Raw genomic sequence first — 14,625 nt, forward strand, 5'->3', positions numbered from 1 at the left:
GGCAATGATGAACAGGTTCAATTATTTTTTCATGTTCGTACTAACCCTTTTCCTTTCCGGCTGTGTCACCAAGACAGTGAAAGAGGGTGCGTTTCAGAAAGCGCAGTGGGAAACCAAGGCCCTGATCAAAAATCAGAAGGAAAATAAGACCCAGTCATTAAATATAGATATCTTTGCGATCAAAAATGAAAGAGCCCGTTTTGAAATCACGGCTTTGCTGGGGTTTCAAGTGGCGAGTGTTGTGATGAGCCCGACACAGATCTCTTATGCGGTTTATCCTCAGAAGACGTTTTTCTATGGGCGTAACACCGAACGGGCGTTCGCCAATGTGATTGGTATGCCACTGCATCCGATGAATCTGGCCAATATCGCCTTTGATGAACCGGTGCGGGGCCCCGGCTGGAAATGTGGATTGGATCCCGCAGGGTTGATTTATCAATGTGAGAATATTGCCAAACAAACACGCGTCGAATGGCTGGATCGAAAAGAAGGGCAAAAGAAAGTCGTAATTACGGCCCCGCAATTTGAAATGCAGTGGCTCTTCGAAGCACCCAAGACTGAGGTCCAGTTTAAACCAGAGCTTTTCACCTTGAGACAACCGCAAGGGTTCAAAGCAATACAACTAAATTAAAAAACTCGTTAACCGTCTAGTAATGAGGCATACTCTAACAGAGTAGGTGTGTCACCAATCACCTTGGGGAGAGAATATGGCCTCTAAGTTTGATCTGCATTCACTGGTCGCCAACTGGCAAAACTCAAGCACTCATGCCAAAGAGCATTGGAGTGGCACCTTCGAGGAATATCTCGACCTGGTAAAACAAAATCCCAAAATCACGCGAAACGCCTATCAGCGCATGTATGACATGATCGTTGAGGAAGGCACTGAAACGTATATCGATTTCAAAAAAGAAGTCATTCGCTACAAGTTCTTCGACGACGTTCACAACAACGGCAAAGACGCGGTCTTCGGTCTTGATGTGCAGTTGATGAAATTGGTGAATGTCCTGAAAGCAGCGGCCCTGGGTTACGGAACCGAGAAACGTGTGATTCTGCTGCACGGCCCGGTCGGAAGTGCGAAATCCACGATCTGCCGTATGTTGAAAAAAGGATTGGAGCGCTATTCCCACACCAAGCAGGGTGCGGTGTACACCTTTGAGTGGATCGATGAAAAGTTGGAACTTGACGGTCTGCTGGGTAAAGGTGTGAAGGTCTTCCATTCCCCAATGAATGAAGAACCTTTGCTGCTGATTCCGGAAGAACTTCGTTCGACGGTTTACGATTCCATCAACAAAGGCCAGGAAGGCAGCTTCCGTGTGCATGTGGATGGTGAACTGAGCCCGCCTTCACGCTTTATCTTTAAAGCTTTGATGGAAAGATACGACGGCAACCTGATGCAGGTTCTGTCGCACGTGCGCGTGAAAAGATTATTTATCTCTGAGGCGGACCGTGTGGGTATTGGTACCTTCCAGCCGAAAGATGAAAAGAATCAGGACTCTACCGAGCTGACGGGGGACATCAACTATCGTAAGATTGCCGAATACGGATCTGATTCCGATCCACGCGCCTTTAACTTTGACGGGGAGTTCAACGTCGCCAATCGCGGCATGATTGAATTCGTCGAGGTTCTGAAGCTGGATGTGGCCTTCTTGTACGATCTGTTGGGGGCTTCGCAAGAGCACCGGGTGAAACCTAAGAAATTTGCCCAGACCCATATCGATGAAGTGATCATCGGGCATACGAATGAGCCGGAATACCGTCGTCTGCAGGACAACGAATTCATGGAAGCTCTTCGTGACCGTACCGTGAAGATCGACATTCCGTACATCACGCGCTGGAGAGATGAAATCAACATCTATAAACGCGACTTCAATTCCCAGAAAGTGCGTGGAATCAGTATTGCTCCGCACACGGTTGAAATGGCCGCGATGTGGGCAATTCTGACCCGTCTGGAAAAACCGAAGAAAGCCAATTTGACCCGTTTACAGAAACTGAAACTGTACAACGGTAAAACCCTGCCGAACTATACCGAAGACAACGTGCGCGAGCTTCGTAAAGAAACTTTGCGCGAGGGTCTTGAGGGGATTTCGGCCCGTTACATCCAGGACAAACTTTCCAACGCCCTGGTGGCGGCCCAGCAGTCCAATAAAGGATCTGTGAATCCGTTCATGGTGTTTAAAGAGCTTGAATCAGGTCTTAAGAGCCACTCGTTGATCGCCAACGAAGAGCTGAAAACCGAGTTTAAGGAACTTCTGGGTGTGGTCATGCAGGAGTACGAGGAAATCATCAAAGCTGAGGTGCAAAGAGCCATCAGCGCGGATGAAAGTGCCATGCAGCGCCTGTGTGCCAATTACATTGATAACGTCAAAGCCTATACGCAAAGAGAACGAGTTCGCAATCAGTTCACCGGCAACGACGAGGAGCCGGATGAGCGTCTGATGCGATCTATCGAAGAGAAGATCGAAATCCCTGAGTCCCGCAAGGATGATTTCCGCCGCGAGATCATGAACTATATCGGGGCCTTGGCTTTGGAAGGCAAGAAGTTCAACTACAAGATGAACGAACGCCTGCATAAAGCCATCGAGTTGAAACTCTTCGAGGATCAGAAAGACAGCATCAAGCTGACCACATTGGTAAGCAACGTTGCTGACAAAGACACTCAAGAGAAGATTGATATTGTTAAAACCCGTCTCATCAAGGACTTCGGGTACGATGAAATCTCTGCTACGGATGTGTTGCATTACGTGGCAAGTATCTTCGCCCGAGGGGACGTAAAGAATAAATAATGTCGATACGCGAAGACCATAACAGATTCAGAGAGATCGTTAAAGGCAAGGTCAAAGAGGATCTGCGCAAGTACGTCTCTCAGGGCGAAATGATCGGGAAGCGCGAAGATGAATTCGTGAAGATTCCGCTTCCGCGCATCGATATTCCCAACTTCCGGTACGGTCCCAAACAGCAGGGTGGGGTCGGTCAGGGGGAAGGGCAGCCGGGTCAAGACGTTGGCGATCCGGGTGAAGGCGGACAGGGTCAGGCCGGAGAAGCTCCGGGTGAACATCTGGTTGAAGTCGAAATGTCGATGGATGAATTGGCGGACATTCTGGGTGAAAAACTGGAACTGCCGCTGATTCAACCCAAGGGTGCTAAGAACATCGAATCCCTGAAGACGAAGTTCACGGGCCTGGCTCCGGTCGGACCGGAAGGCTTGCGCCACTTTAAATCCTCTTACAAACGCGCTTTGAAGCGCATGGTGGGATCGGGAACTTACAATTCTGAAGATCCGCTGGTGCTGCCGATCCGCCGGGATATGCAGTACAAGTCCTTTAAAAAAGTGCAGCAGCCGCAAACCCAGGCCGTGGTCATCTATATGATGGACGTGTCGGGTTCCATGGGTGATGAGCAGAAGGAAATTGTCCGTCTGGAAAGTTTCTGGATCAACACGTGGCTGCGCAAACACTATAAGGGCCTGGAAACCAGATTCATTATTCACGACGCCTCTGCCAAAGAGGTGGATGAAGACACGTTCTTCCGCACCAGTGAATCGGGCGGAACCCTGATCAGCTCGGCCTATAAGCTGTGCCAGGAAATCATTCAGACAGACTATCCCACGAATGAGTGGAACATTTATCCGTTCCATTTTTCTGATGGCGATAACTGGTCGGGCGAGGATACGCGTCTATGTGTTAAGATGCTGCAGGAATTCTTCCTGCCGAACTGTAACGTGTTCAGTTATGGCCAGGTGGAAAGCAAATACGGCAGCGGGCAGTTCCTGAAGGACCTGCAAAAGGAATTTGGCGAGGACGAAAGGCTGACTTTGAGTCAGATCGAAAACCGCGACAAGATCCTGGATTCAATCAAAGACTTCCTTGGTAAAGGCCGCTAGGCGGACAGAGTGCAGCGACGTCAGTCGCGTAACTGAAGTAGCACGGAGTGATTATGGCTAATCTGACACCCGAACTTGAAGCCGAAAGAAAAAGAATCTGCCAGATCGCGAAAGACGCAGGCCTTGATTTCTTTGAGACGATCTTTGAGCTGATCACCTATGATCAAATCAACCAGTTCGCCGCTTACGGTGGATTCCCGGTGCGCTATCCGCACTGGAAGTTCGGGATGGAGTATGAGCACCTTTCCAAGAGCTATGAATACGGCCTTTCCAAAATCTATGAAATGGTGATCAACACCGACCCGTGCTATGCGTACCTGATGGAAGGTAACGCCATGATGGACCAGAAACTGGTCATGGCGCACGTGTACGGTCACTGTGATTTCTTTAAGAACAACATCTGGTTTTCCAAGACCAACCGCAAAATGATGGATCAGATGGCGAATCATGCCACGCGCATCCGCCGCTACATGGACCGTCATGGTCAGGATGTGGTGGAAAACTTCATCGACGTGTGTTTGTCTCTGGAAAACCTGATCGACCGTTACAGCCCTTATGTGGAAAAGTCTGTGGTAAAGCCGCAGAATCCGCCACCGGCGCAGGAACCAAACTATCTGCTGCGCGTGGATCGTTCCTACATGCGGGACTATATCAATCCGCCTTCTTTTGTTGAAGAGCAGCGACAGAAAGCGGAAGCCGAGGCGCAGGCCAAAGCTCAGCGCTTCCCGGCGGAACCTGAAAAAGACGTTCTTAATTTCTTCATTCACTATGCGCCGCTGACGGACTGGCAGCAGGATGTGCTTTCGATCATCCGGGATGAGGCTTATTACTTCTCGCCTCAGGGTATGACGAAAACCATGAATGAAGGCTGGGCGTCTTACTGGCACTCGAAACTGATGACGACCAAGATTCTGAATGACTCTGAAATCATCGACTTTGCCGATCACCATGCCGGCACGATGGCGATGGCTCCAAACGGGTATAATCCGTACAAGGTCGGCATCGAACTGATGCGCGATATTGAAGAGCGCTGGAACAAGGGTCAGTTCGGTCGTGAATGGGAAGAATGCGATGACGTGCGTGAGCGCAAGCACTGGGACAGGAAGTTGGGCCTGGGTCGCGACAAGATCTTCGAGGTCAGAAAAGTCTGCAATGACGTGACGTTCATTGATCAGTTCCTGACGGAAGACTTCTGTGTGCGCAACAAAATGTTTGTGTACAAGTTCAATAAGAAAACCCAGAAGTTCGAGGTCGACACCAAGGACTTCAAGGCGATCAAAGCCCAATTGCTGTTCCATATGACGAACTTCGGTCAGCCGATCATTCGCATTGAAGACGCAAACTTTGAAAACCGCGGGGAGCTGCTTTTGACCCATCTGCATGAAGGCATCGACATGCAGCCGGATTTCATGAGCGAAACCCTGAAAAACGTTTTCAAGCTTTGGAAACGCCCGGTGAATATCGCGACCGTGATGGATGAAACTCCGCAGCTTTTTAGATTCGATGGAAAAGAGTATACTCAGCACAAGTTGGGTGAAGAGCCCAGCCCTAATCCATCCAATCAAGAGAGCTCAGGTTCGTGAAAAATACTCGCTTAGTTTTTAGTACTGATCCCCGTGACAACGTAACATGTCCGAATTGTAAGGAATTAAAATCCGAATGCCGCTGTCGTCCTGAGGACACGGTGCAGGAGGGCCAGTTCACCGTTGTGTTCCGCCTGGAAAAAGGGGGACGGGGTGGAAAGACGGTCACGGTTCTTGATGGATTCCCTCGTAATGAAGAGTACTTAAAGACTTTGGCCAAAGAATTCAAAGCCAAATGTGGCGTCGGTGGAACCCACATCCTGGGCGACAAAGCCGGGATGATCGAAATCCAGGGTGACAAAAGAGACCAACTGAAGAAGATTCTGGAAGCGAAGAAGATCAAGTTTAAAGGCATGTAAAACTGGACCCTGTGCAGCTTGCACTTTACATTTGTTGGGCTCATGCTTTTAAATATGAATATGTTTACGACTTCCACTCCTTTAAGGGGAACGGACTTGGCTGCAAAAAAAATCGTGATTGTAGATGACTATGAAGAAAGCTGTAAGCTCCTGGCAGAGATTCTCAGCTCCACGTATGAGTGTTCTTACACTTCAGACAGCACCTCGGCGTTTCGCCTGATCAATGAAAAGCGTCCGGATCTGATCCTTTTGGATTATAAAATGCCGGGTGTGATGGGTGTGGATGTGTGTCGTATGGTTCGTGAAAGCGATTCCACGAAAAATACACCGATCATCTTCGTTTCCGGTGCGGCGACGATTGATGAAAGAATCAAAGCGTTTGAAACCGGCGCTGATGATTTCATTTCCAAGCCTTTCCATGTGAAAGAGCTGATTTTGCGAATCAAAGCTCGCCTTTCTGAAAAAGAGCCGGAAGCGGCTTCAGAACTGAATGCGGCGAATTTGAAGATGAACCTTCTTTCCCGTCAGGTGTTTGTCGATGGTGAAGAAGTGAATCTGACACCAAAGCAGTTTGATATTCTGAAGCTTCTGGTGGCGGGGAAAAACAACCTGGTCACGCGTGAAAAATGTCTTTCAGAAATTTGGGGCGACACCGAAGTGACGTCCCGAAATGTGGATTCACAGATCAACTATCTGAAACGTAAAATTCATAAATTCAACGGCCGCATCGTGGCGGTTCCTTCGTTGGGCTATCGCCTGGAAGCTCAGGAATAGTTCCCCGAAATTTCACAAAGAGGCTTGCACCAGGGGTTTTATGGGTCCACACTTAATGTATGGACGCAGCAAAACCCTTGCTGATTGGTCTTTCTCCTCGTCTGCTTTATAAAACGCCGGACGGCTTTGAGATCAAAAGCAAATCAATCCAGTACCTTGAGCAGAATCTGGCGCACTTGATCGCCAAACACGGCGGCTTGGTGTTTATGGTTCCGTCTTTAGAATCATCCGGCCTGCTGGAAAAAGACGATCTGAATGTTCACCAGTACGCAGAAATTCTGGATGGTTTGGTTTTGCAGGGCGGGGTGGATATCTGTCCGACCTTGTATGGTGAAGAACCCATTGAAGTCATGGCCCATCACAAGACCGATCCGATTCGTGATCGCTATGAACTGAAATTGCTGAAGGCCTTCGCCACCCGCAATAAGCCGGTGTTAGGCATCTGTCGTGGCTTTCAGTTGATGAATGTCTTTAAGGGCGGAACCTTATTCCAGGATCTGCCAACCCAGCTTCCCAGCAATCTGGCGCACTTTAAGTCTGAGCTTTATGAAAAGCTCACCCACCGGGTGGAAATCACTCCGGGCGGAATGCTTCAACAGATGTACACGGCGGGCGGAGAGATTGTTTCGATCCATCATCAGGGCGTGAAAAAACTGGGGAATGGGCTGCGAGTCGAAGCGACCTCGGAAGACGGTCTGGTGGAGGCGTTTAGTTCCACTCAAGACGGCTTCTTTGTGGGTGTTCAGTGGCACCCGGAGTTTCATATCGACGAGGAAGAAAGATTCCTGTCGTCAGAGCCTTTGGTGAAGAAGTTTCTGGAGGCCTGTAAGGGCCCCCTGGTGAAACCTTCGGAAAATATTCTGGGTCTTTGATTTAAAAACAAAAACTTAGTCTTTGTTGCGCAGACGGCTCCAGAAGCTGCGCTTCTTTGGTGCGTGCTCGCTTTTACCAGCAGACTTGCCTTCACTTTTGTGAGCGGGTTTGTGAGCCGGTTTTGCGTGCGCAGGTTTTGAGTGAGCTTTGTGAGAAGCTGCTCCTTCAGATTTGTGCTCGGACTTCGCGTGCGGTTTGCCGCCGCCGTGGGCTGGCTTGTTGCCGCCGTGAGCTGGTTTGCCACCGGCTTTCTTTCCGCCACCCTGGCCGCCTTGAGGCGCACCACCACCTTGACGACGTTGGCCGCCGCCACGGTTTTTAGCCTTATTCTGCAGGCGCTGGCCTTCTAGGATGGCTTTGGCTTTACCCACAGTCATCACCGGAGCATTGGCAATTTCAGTGGAATGGAACGGATGATCTTCGATGACGTTGACCTTGGTGCGAGTGGTTTTTTCGATCGCATAAAGGAAGGATCTTTCTTCAGCCGTGCAGAAAGAAATCGAAACGCCGGTAGCGCCTGCGCGTGCCGTTCTGCCGATGCGGTGAACGTAAGATTCCGGAATGTGCGGAAGTTCCAGGTTGATCACGTGAGTGATACCGTCGATGTCAATGCCACGGGCTGCGATGTCGGTTGCCACCAGCACACGCACGTCACCGTTCTTGAATTCCTCCAGCGCACGCTGACGCTGGTTCTGGGATTTGTCACCGTGAATTCCGGCAGCAGGGATGCCTGCTTTTGTTAGGCGGTCCACGACGCGATTGGCGCCGTACTTCATCTGCACGAACACCAGCACCTTGGAGAGCGCTTCATCTTTCAGGACATGCAACAGCAAATCAAGCTTCTGTGGCTTGTCGACGTACATCACATGCTGCTCAACTTTCTCAGCAGTTGAAGACACCGGAGTCACTTCCACTTTCTTCGGATTCACCAGAATACGGTTGGCCAGAGTTTGAATTTCGTGCGGCATAGTCGCCGAGAAGAACAGGTTGTGACGTTTTTGCGGAAGCAGAGGCAGGATTTTTTTAATGTCCTGCATGAAGCCCATGTCCAGCATGCGGTCGGCTTCGTCCAGCACGAAGATTTCCACGCGATCCAGTTTTAGATGCTTTTGTCCGTGCAGATCCATCAGACGACCCGGCGTTGCCACCAGAATGTCCACGCCACCCTGAAGGGCGCGCACTTGCGGGTTTTGCCCCACACCGCCGAAGATCACAGCGTGTTTCATGTTCAGGTGTTTGCTGTAAGCCTCGATGTTTTCGTGAATCTGAATGGCCAGCTCGCGGGTCGGAGTCAGAATCAGACAGCGCGGGGATTTTGGTTCGATCTTGCGCGTGTGTTTGGAAAGGTTTTGCAGAATCGGCAAAGAAAACGCCGCGGTTTTTCCGGTGCCGGTCTGGGCGATGCCCAGCAGATCGTGCCCTTCAAGAATAACAGGGATCGCTGCCAACTGAATTGGGGTTGGAGTTTCGTATCCTGCTTCTTTAAGTGAAAATTGAAGAGGGGCAATCAAAGGAAGGTCAGTAAATTTAGTCGTCGTCATGTGACGGAACTTCTACAGGTCAGGGAGAGGTCTGTAAACCTCTATCTTTCCTAAGGTTTTTTGGCAGTTCTGGCTGCTTGCTTTTGGGCGGTTTTGAGTAGTTTTTGCACGGCCCAGAGGATGTCTTTGCTGTAGCCAAACACTTTGGCGGCGTCTTTGGCTGGCAGCCAGTCCACACCCTTGTGATAAGAGGCATCTTCAATTTTGCCTGGCGGGACCCATTCTTGATCCAAAACTCCGACGTAAAACACCGTCCGGCAGGCGTGTACTTTGCCGTCCCAAGGAAAGTCATAGACGCGTTCAAAGGCGGATTCTTCCAGGATGCGGATCTTGTAGCCGGTTTCTTCCAGACACTCGCGTGCCGCAGTGGCAGCAGCCGTTTCGCCTGCTTCAACCGCTCCACCGGGAAGGAAGAAATAAGGAATTTGGGCTGTGGGATCCACCGCATGGAAGCCCAGGACTTTACCTTCGTGCAAAACCACGACGCTGGCGCGATCGCGGAATACCTTCTGGGCTTTTTCGGATTTCTTTTCGTCGCGGCGGCCTTTGAAAAAATCCTGCAAAAGCTCGCTGCATTGGTGTTCAAGAATGCCAGAGCTGACTTCGACCTGATGATTCAGGCGCGGGTCTTTCAGGACATGATAAAGGCTTTCCACCGCGCCGGCTTTGGCGTCTTTGGCGCCATAAACCACGCGGGCAATGCGCGATTGCTGAATGGCGCCGGCACACATCACACAAGGCTCCAGAGTCACATACAACGTACAATCACTTAAACGCCAACTGCCGCGCTTTTGCGAGGCTTTGTGTAAAGCCAAAAGCTCGGCGTGTCCCAAGGGGGACTGCTGACGTTCGCGGGTGTTGATCGCATAAGAGATCATCCCTTCCGGTCCCACAACGATGGCGGCCACAGGCACTTCTTCACGCTCGGCCGCTTTTCGGGCCAGCGCCAGGGCTTTGCGCATCCATTTTTCGTCGTGGGAAGGGTGGCTCACTATTTTGTTTCCTCGGCGATTCTTTCACGCAGTTTCACAGGCTCTGCCGGTTTCTTTCTGCGCATGCGGATGTTCAGCATTTCAACGCCGACCGAGAACGCCATTGCGAAGTAAACATAACCTTTTGGAATGTGAACTTCCAAAGCTTCCACGATCAAAGTGAAACCGATCATCAGCAGGAAACTCAACGCCAGAATTTTCAGGGATGGATGAGAATCCACAAAGTTGCTGATGGATTTTGCCGACACGATCATCACGGCCGCTGACAGTACTACCGCCGCGATCATCACGGAAATCTCATTCACCATACCAACTGCGGTGATAACGGAATCCAGAGAGAAAACGATGTCCAAAAGCAGGATTTGCACGATCACTGCATTAAAGGAATGCGCCACCGGGTTGGACTGGGAGCCTTCCACGCCCTCAAGTTTATGATTGATCTCCATGGTGGATTTCACAATCAGGAACAGACCACCCAGAAGCAGAATCAAATCACGGCCGGAGATTTCCTGGCCGAAGACTGTAAACAGCGGTGCCGTCAGACCGATGATCCAGGACAAAGAGAACAGCAGAATCACGCGTGTGATCACGGCAAGGCTCAGACCGGCGATGCGGGCTTTGTCCTGTTGTTCCTTCGGAAGTTTACCGGCAAGGATTGAGATAAAGATAACGTTGTCGATGCCCAGAACCAGTTCAAGGGCAAACAAAGTAAAGAAGGCGATCCAGATTTGCGGATTCGCTAGCATTTCCATCATAAAGGGGAACTCCTGTTGTTGTTCCCCCAATTTAGACTATTTCAAAGGTGTTGGGTATTTCAGATCGCGGTTCAGGAAATCCTGCATCCAGATTTTTTTGATTCCCAGGCCGTCCCACTTCTTCTTAAGGTCATAGGACGCAAACGGAGTTTGAATCTGATATTCAAAATCCTCATGCTGGGCCATCACATGGAAGGTCAGGCTTTCGGCAAAGTCTTCCCAGGGGCTGACTGCTGCGTAGGTGCTGATAAAATCAGTGGGTGCCAATTGGTGATAGAAGTCTTCCATTTCGGCCACACTAAGCTGCTCTTTGCAGCCATAAAAGCAGAGCTTTGACCACAGCGGAAACAACTGATCCGACTTGGGTTTTTCGGGAGTTTCCCAGCTTAAAGCCATCCAGGATCCCGGTGCGGGAACATTCAGATGGCACGTTTCCCCCGGCGGGCAGGCGAAGTTGTTGGCGCGATTGGCAAAGTCCAGAATATGGCCAAGCTCATGCACGATCACATAATGAAGGGCTGACAGCGAGGACGGCAGAACGATGCTGGTGCGCGGCCCCTCTGGCAAATGCACAAAGGGCGGGGCTTTCAGGCCAAAGGCTTTTTGCTCTTTCCACCCCAAAACCGATGTGGCGTCATAGTTCTGTTCAACCAAAGCACGGCGAATTCCCATGAACGAGCCCTGGGCTTCGCTGTTGGAATCCCAAGCCATGACGCCGGCGTAAGCCAGAACATCGGTGTCGTTTTCAATAAAGATCACGGTCATGCCGCAGAAGGTTTGCTGCAGTTTTGGCGGCAACACATCATAGATGCGCTCGATCGCCGGGGCCATCGTTTCGCTGCCCGGTTGGCAGGTGCGGGATTCTTTTGGATCCTGAATCGGATTCACAATGCAGGTGATTTCTTTAAGCCTTGCCCGGCAATCAGCGGGTGCGGCCTGCTGGGAGAAGGTGGCGACAGCCTTCGAAAAGCGCAGCTCTCCGGGTTTAAGGACATAGAACGCCTCCCAAGCATGGGCTTGGCTGGTTCCAACGAATAACAATGATATCAAGTAGATAAGTGCTTTCATACGGTCCCCTCTGTTGCATTTGTCCCACCGGCCGCGGGGCTGTTCAATAAAAAAGCACCGGCCCAAGAATAATATACCGCGTCAGGACCCCGAGACTTGCCCCTTTTGTGCCGCTTTGTTATACACTCTTTCTCTCAAATTCTTATTCCACATCGAAAGGAAGGTGATTGTCGTGGCAATGGTAAAGATCAAAGACGGTGAGTCTTTTGAATCTGCGTTCAGAAAATTCAAAAAGTCCTGCGAAAAAGCGGGTATTCTTTCTGAAGTTAAAAAACGCGAACACTTTGAAAAACCTTCTGTAAGACTTAAAAAGAAGTCTATCTCTGCTCGTAAACGCGCAGTGAAAAAATCCAGAAAAGGTTGGAACGACTAGTTCCCTTTTTGAAAGATTGTTTTTTCAAGAGGCGACCACTGGTCGCCTCTGTTTTATGACCGAATCCTCTCGTAAGTCCTTTTGGAGGCACTATGGAAATCAGAGACAAAATCTCCGCTGACGTTAAAGCTGCCATGATCGCAAAAGAATCCGCAAAATTGGGAGCTCTTCGCATGCTCCAGGCTGCGATCAAAAACCGTGAAATCGACATGAGACCGGATCCAATCACTTCTGATGAAGTGATGAACGTGATCAAAAAGCTGGTTAAGCAGCGCAAAGAATCCATCGAACAATTCCAGACTGCAGGTCGTACAGATCTTGTTGATCAGGAAACCGCGGAACTGAAAGTACTGGAAGTTTATCTGCCAGCACAGATGAGCCGTGAACAAATCGAAGCTCTTGTTACCGAAGTAATTGCAGCATTGGGTGCTAAATCCGTGAAGGACATGGGTCCTGTGATGAAAGAAGTCATCGCGAAATCCGGCGGCGCCGCAGACAACAAAGTAGTGAGCGAAGTTATTAAATCCAAGCTTTCCTAATTTTGTTGGAGATACATGCGATTTTCACAAGACTTTATCGAGAAGGTGCAAGAGGCCAACAACCTCGTTGACATCATCTCTCAGTACACTCAGTTGAAACCTAGTGGTAGCGGCCTTATGGGCCGCTGTCCGTTTCCTGATCACGCTGAAAAAACGGCGTCTTTCTCCGTTTCCGAAACCAAACAGGTCTATCACTGTTTCGGTTGTCACAAGAGTGGCAACCTGTTTTCGTTTTTGCGCGACTATCAGGGGATGAGTTTCCCTGAGGCGGTGGAATATCTTGCCGGACGTGCCAGCATCCCGATGCCGGCTCCGGATAAGGAAGATGCCCAGCGCGATCAGGCCAGTGATAAAAAGAAGTTGTTGTTAAAAGTAAACAAGCTCGCGGCTGATTATTTTTCAGAGCAACTTAAGCGTGTTCCACACGACCACCCGGTGAAGAAATACATCGCCAGCCGGGGCCTGTCCCAGGAAGTGATTGAAGCTTTCGGAGTGGGTTATGCCGTGCCTGAATGGGACGGTCTGGAACGATACCTGCTTAGCAAAAATGTGCCGATGGCGCTGGCGGAAGAAGCCCGTCTGGTGAAGGCCCGCAACAACAAGTCCGGACACTTTGATATTTTCCGTGACCGTTTGATGTTCCCGATTCTTTCCGCGATGGGAGAGCCCATTGCCTTCGGGGGCCGTTATTTAGAGAAAAAAGAAAATGAGCCCAAGTACCTGAACTCTCCAGAGACCCCGGTCTTTGTGAAGGGGAAGGTGTTGTACGGATTGTCCCAGACAGCCCGTTACATCCGCAGCGACGATCTGGCCCTTATAGTAGAGGGGTATATGGATCTGGTGTCCCTGTACCAGGCCGGCATTCGCAATGTCGTGGCGACGATGGGGACCGCGCTGACGCCGGACCACGGGAAAATGCTTAAGCGCATGACCAAAAACGTGGTGGCCCTGTTTGACGGGGACAATGCCGGGATGGAAGCTGCTGAACGCAGTTTGCCGATCCTGTTGGCGGCCGATCTGTATCCGAAGGGGCTGACGCTGCCAAACGGTATGGACCCGGATGATTATGTGAAGAAATACGGATCGGAAGCTCTGAAAATCGAGCTGGATCGCGCTCCGGACCTGTTTGTGATGATTTTGGCCCGTTGGATGGAAGGTTATCGCGGTGACGCCTCGGAAAAGGTGAAGCTGGCGGATAAGTTAAAACCTCTGTTTGAGTCCATCCCGGATCTGCGCTTAAGAGACCTGTATTTGGCAGAGGCGGCCCAGAAAATGAACGTAGGGCTTCCTTGGTTGCGTCAGGCTGTGGGAATACAGGGCAGCGGCCCTGTAAATTCACAAAATCGCCCGGCAATGACTAGGACGGTGCAGCCAAACCCGAATATGGGCTCGGCTAACCAGAAAGCCCCGCAAGACGTGTCCTCTGGTGTAGAGGGAGGCAAAATCAGTCTGCAGGGTGCCTCTAAAGCAGAGCTGATGCTGTTGGGATTGGTACTCAAAAGTCGTGCCAATTTCGATCAATTTGTGAATGAAAATCTGCTCGAGAGCGTGGCCCATGAAGGAGTGAAAAAGATCCTCGAAAAAGCCACGGATGTGTATAGACAAGATCTCGGTAAATTTGATAAATTGACCAGTCTGCTTGTCTCTTACGTCGATCAGCCTGAATATTTATTCCAAGTGAGCCCAGCGAATGAGGGCGACCCAGGGTACGACGAAGAGGCAGAAATGAAACTCCTGCGCGATTGCTTTAAGCGCGTAAAAGAAAATTTCCTGCGCGAACAAGCAAAGCGCTTAGCACGTGATCTTAAAAACGAACCTAGTTCGGATAAGTTGGAACAGATTATGAATATTCAGAGAAACCGAATCTCTCTGAATAAAGGGTAAAAGG

General features: G+C 50.3%; 14 protein-coding genes. 10 read left to right on the forward strand and 4 right to left on the reverse strand.

The genetic code is table 11. From position 1 onward, the window contains the following. The first annotated feature begins 31 nt into the window (after positions 1-31). From ACZ520_RS01035 to ACZ520_RS01065, 7 genes are all read left to right on the forward strand, one after another. Positions 32-631, forward strand: a complete 600-nt coding sequence (locus ACZ520_RS01035) for a hypothetical protein (RefSeq protein ID WP_232468863.1) — start codon at positions 32-34, stop codon at positions 629-631. 76 nt (positions 632-707) lie between these two features. Then, on the forward strand, positions 708-2,783 hold the full coding sequence (locus ACZ520_RS01040; RefSeq protein WP_088566577.1) for a PrkA family serine protein kinase: 2,076 nt from the start codon (positions 708-710) through the stop codon (positions 2,781-2,783). Next, positions 2,783-3,880, forward strand: a complete 1,098-nt coding sequence (locus tag ACZ520_RS01045; RefSeq protein ID WP_088566576.1) for a DUF444 family protein — start codon at positions 2,783-2,785, stop codon at positions 3,878-3,880. Before ACZ520_RS01040 ends, ACZ520_RS01045 begins: the two co-directional genes overlap by 1 nt. A gap of 53 nt (positions 3,881-3,933) precedes the next feature. Continuing rightward, positions 3,934-5,463: a SpoVR family protein gene (locus tag ACZ520_RS01050; RefSeq protein WP_088566575.1), complete on the forward strand. Its 1,530-nt coding sequence runs from the start codon at positions 3,934-3,936 to the stop codon at positions 5,461-5,463. Between the two features lie 125 nt (positions 5,464-5,588). Beyond that, a complete protein-coding gene (locus ACZ520_RS01055) occupies positions 5,589-5,822 on the forward strand; it encodes a translation initiation factor (RefSeq protein WP_015089412.1) in 234 nt (77 codons plus the stop codon). Between the two features lie 96 nt (positions 5,823-5,918). Next, the gene (locus ACZ520_RS01060; protein WP_232468861.1) at positions 5,919-6,596 is read left to right on the forward strand and encodes a response regulator transcription factor; all 678 of its coding nucleotides are present in this window, start codon (positions 5,919-5,921) and stop codon (positions 6,594-6,596) included. Positions 6,597-6,655: 59 nt separating this feature from the next. Then, on the forward strand, positions 6,656-7,468 hold the full coding sequence (locus ACZ520_RS01065) for a gamma-glutamyl-gamma-aminobutyrate hydrolase family protein (RefSeq protein WP_374031755.1): 813 nt from the start codon (positions 6,656-6,658) through the stop codon (positions 7,466-7,468). 15 nt (positions 7,469-7,483) lie between these two features. Here ACZ520_RS01065 and ACZ520_RS01070 read toward each other — a convergent pair whose 3' ends face one another. The 4 genes from ACZ520_RS01070 to ACZ520_RS01085 are packed head-to-tail and all read right to left on the reverse strand — an operon-like array spanning position 7,484 to position 11,825. Further along, the gene (locus ACZ520_RS01070) at positions 7,484-9,010 is read right to left on the reverse strand and encodes a DEAD/DEAH box helicase (protein WP_464127114.1); all 1,527 of its coding nucleotides are present in this window, start codon (positions 9,008-9,010) and stop codon (positions 7,484-7,486) included. A gap of 50 nt (positions 9,011-9,060) precedes the next feature. Next, positions 9,061-10,002, reverse strand: coding sequence for a tRNA adenosine(34) deaminase TadA (gene tadA, locus ACZ520_RS01075; protein WP_464127116.1), 942 nt, complete (start codon positions 10,000-10,002; stop codon positions 9,061-9,063). Continuing rightward, positions 10,002-10,754 carry a TerC family protein gene (locus ACZ520_RS01080; RefSeq protein WP_374035851.1) on the reverse strand — a complete coding sequence of 251 codons (753 nt, stop codon included), beginning with the start codon at positions 10,752-10,754 and terminating at the stop codon, positions 10,002-10,004. Before ACZ520_RS01080 ends, tadA begins: the two co-directional genes overlap by 1 nt. A gap of 39 nt (positions 10,755-10,793) precedes the next feature. Further along, positions 10,794-11,825, reverse strand: coding sequence for a hypothetical protein (locus ACZ520_RS01085; protein ID WP_374031758.1), 1,032 nt, complete (start codon positions 11,823-11,825; stop codon positions 10,794-10,796). A 178-nt stretch (positions 11,826-12,003) separates the two neighbouring features. On the opposite strand from ACZ520_RS01085, the gene rpsU reads away from it, so the two are divergent. The 3 genes from rpsU (at position 12,004) to dnaG (ending at position 14,621) form a co-directional block, all read left to right on the forward strand. Further along, positions 12,004-12,198, forward strand: a complete 195-nt coding sequence (gene rpsU / locus ACZ520_RS01090) for a 30S ribosomal protein S21 (protein ID WP_374032987.1) — start codon at positions 12,004-12,006, stop codon at positions 12,196-12,198. A gap of 92 nt (positions 12,199-12,290) precedes the next feature. After that, positions 12,291-12,737 (forward strand): GatB/YqeY domain-containing protein, encoded by a 447-nt coding sequence (locus ACZ520_RS01095; protein WP_088566569.1) that lies wholly within the window; start codon positions 12,291-12,293, stop codon positions 12,735-12,737. Between the two features lie 15 nt (positions 12,738-12,752). Further along, positions 12,753-14,621 carry a DNA primase gene (gene dnaG / locus ACZ520_RS01100; RefSeq protein ID WP_464127119.1) on the forward strand — a complete coding sequence of 623 codons (1,869 nt, stop codon included), beginning with the start codon at positions 12,753-12,755 and terminating at the stop codon, positions 14,619-14,621. Positions 14,622-14,625: the final 4 nt, after the last annotated feature.

Source organism: Bdellovibrio sp. BIS2 (genome assembly GCF_055398295.1).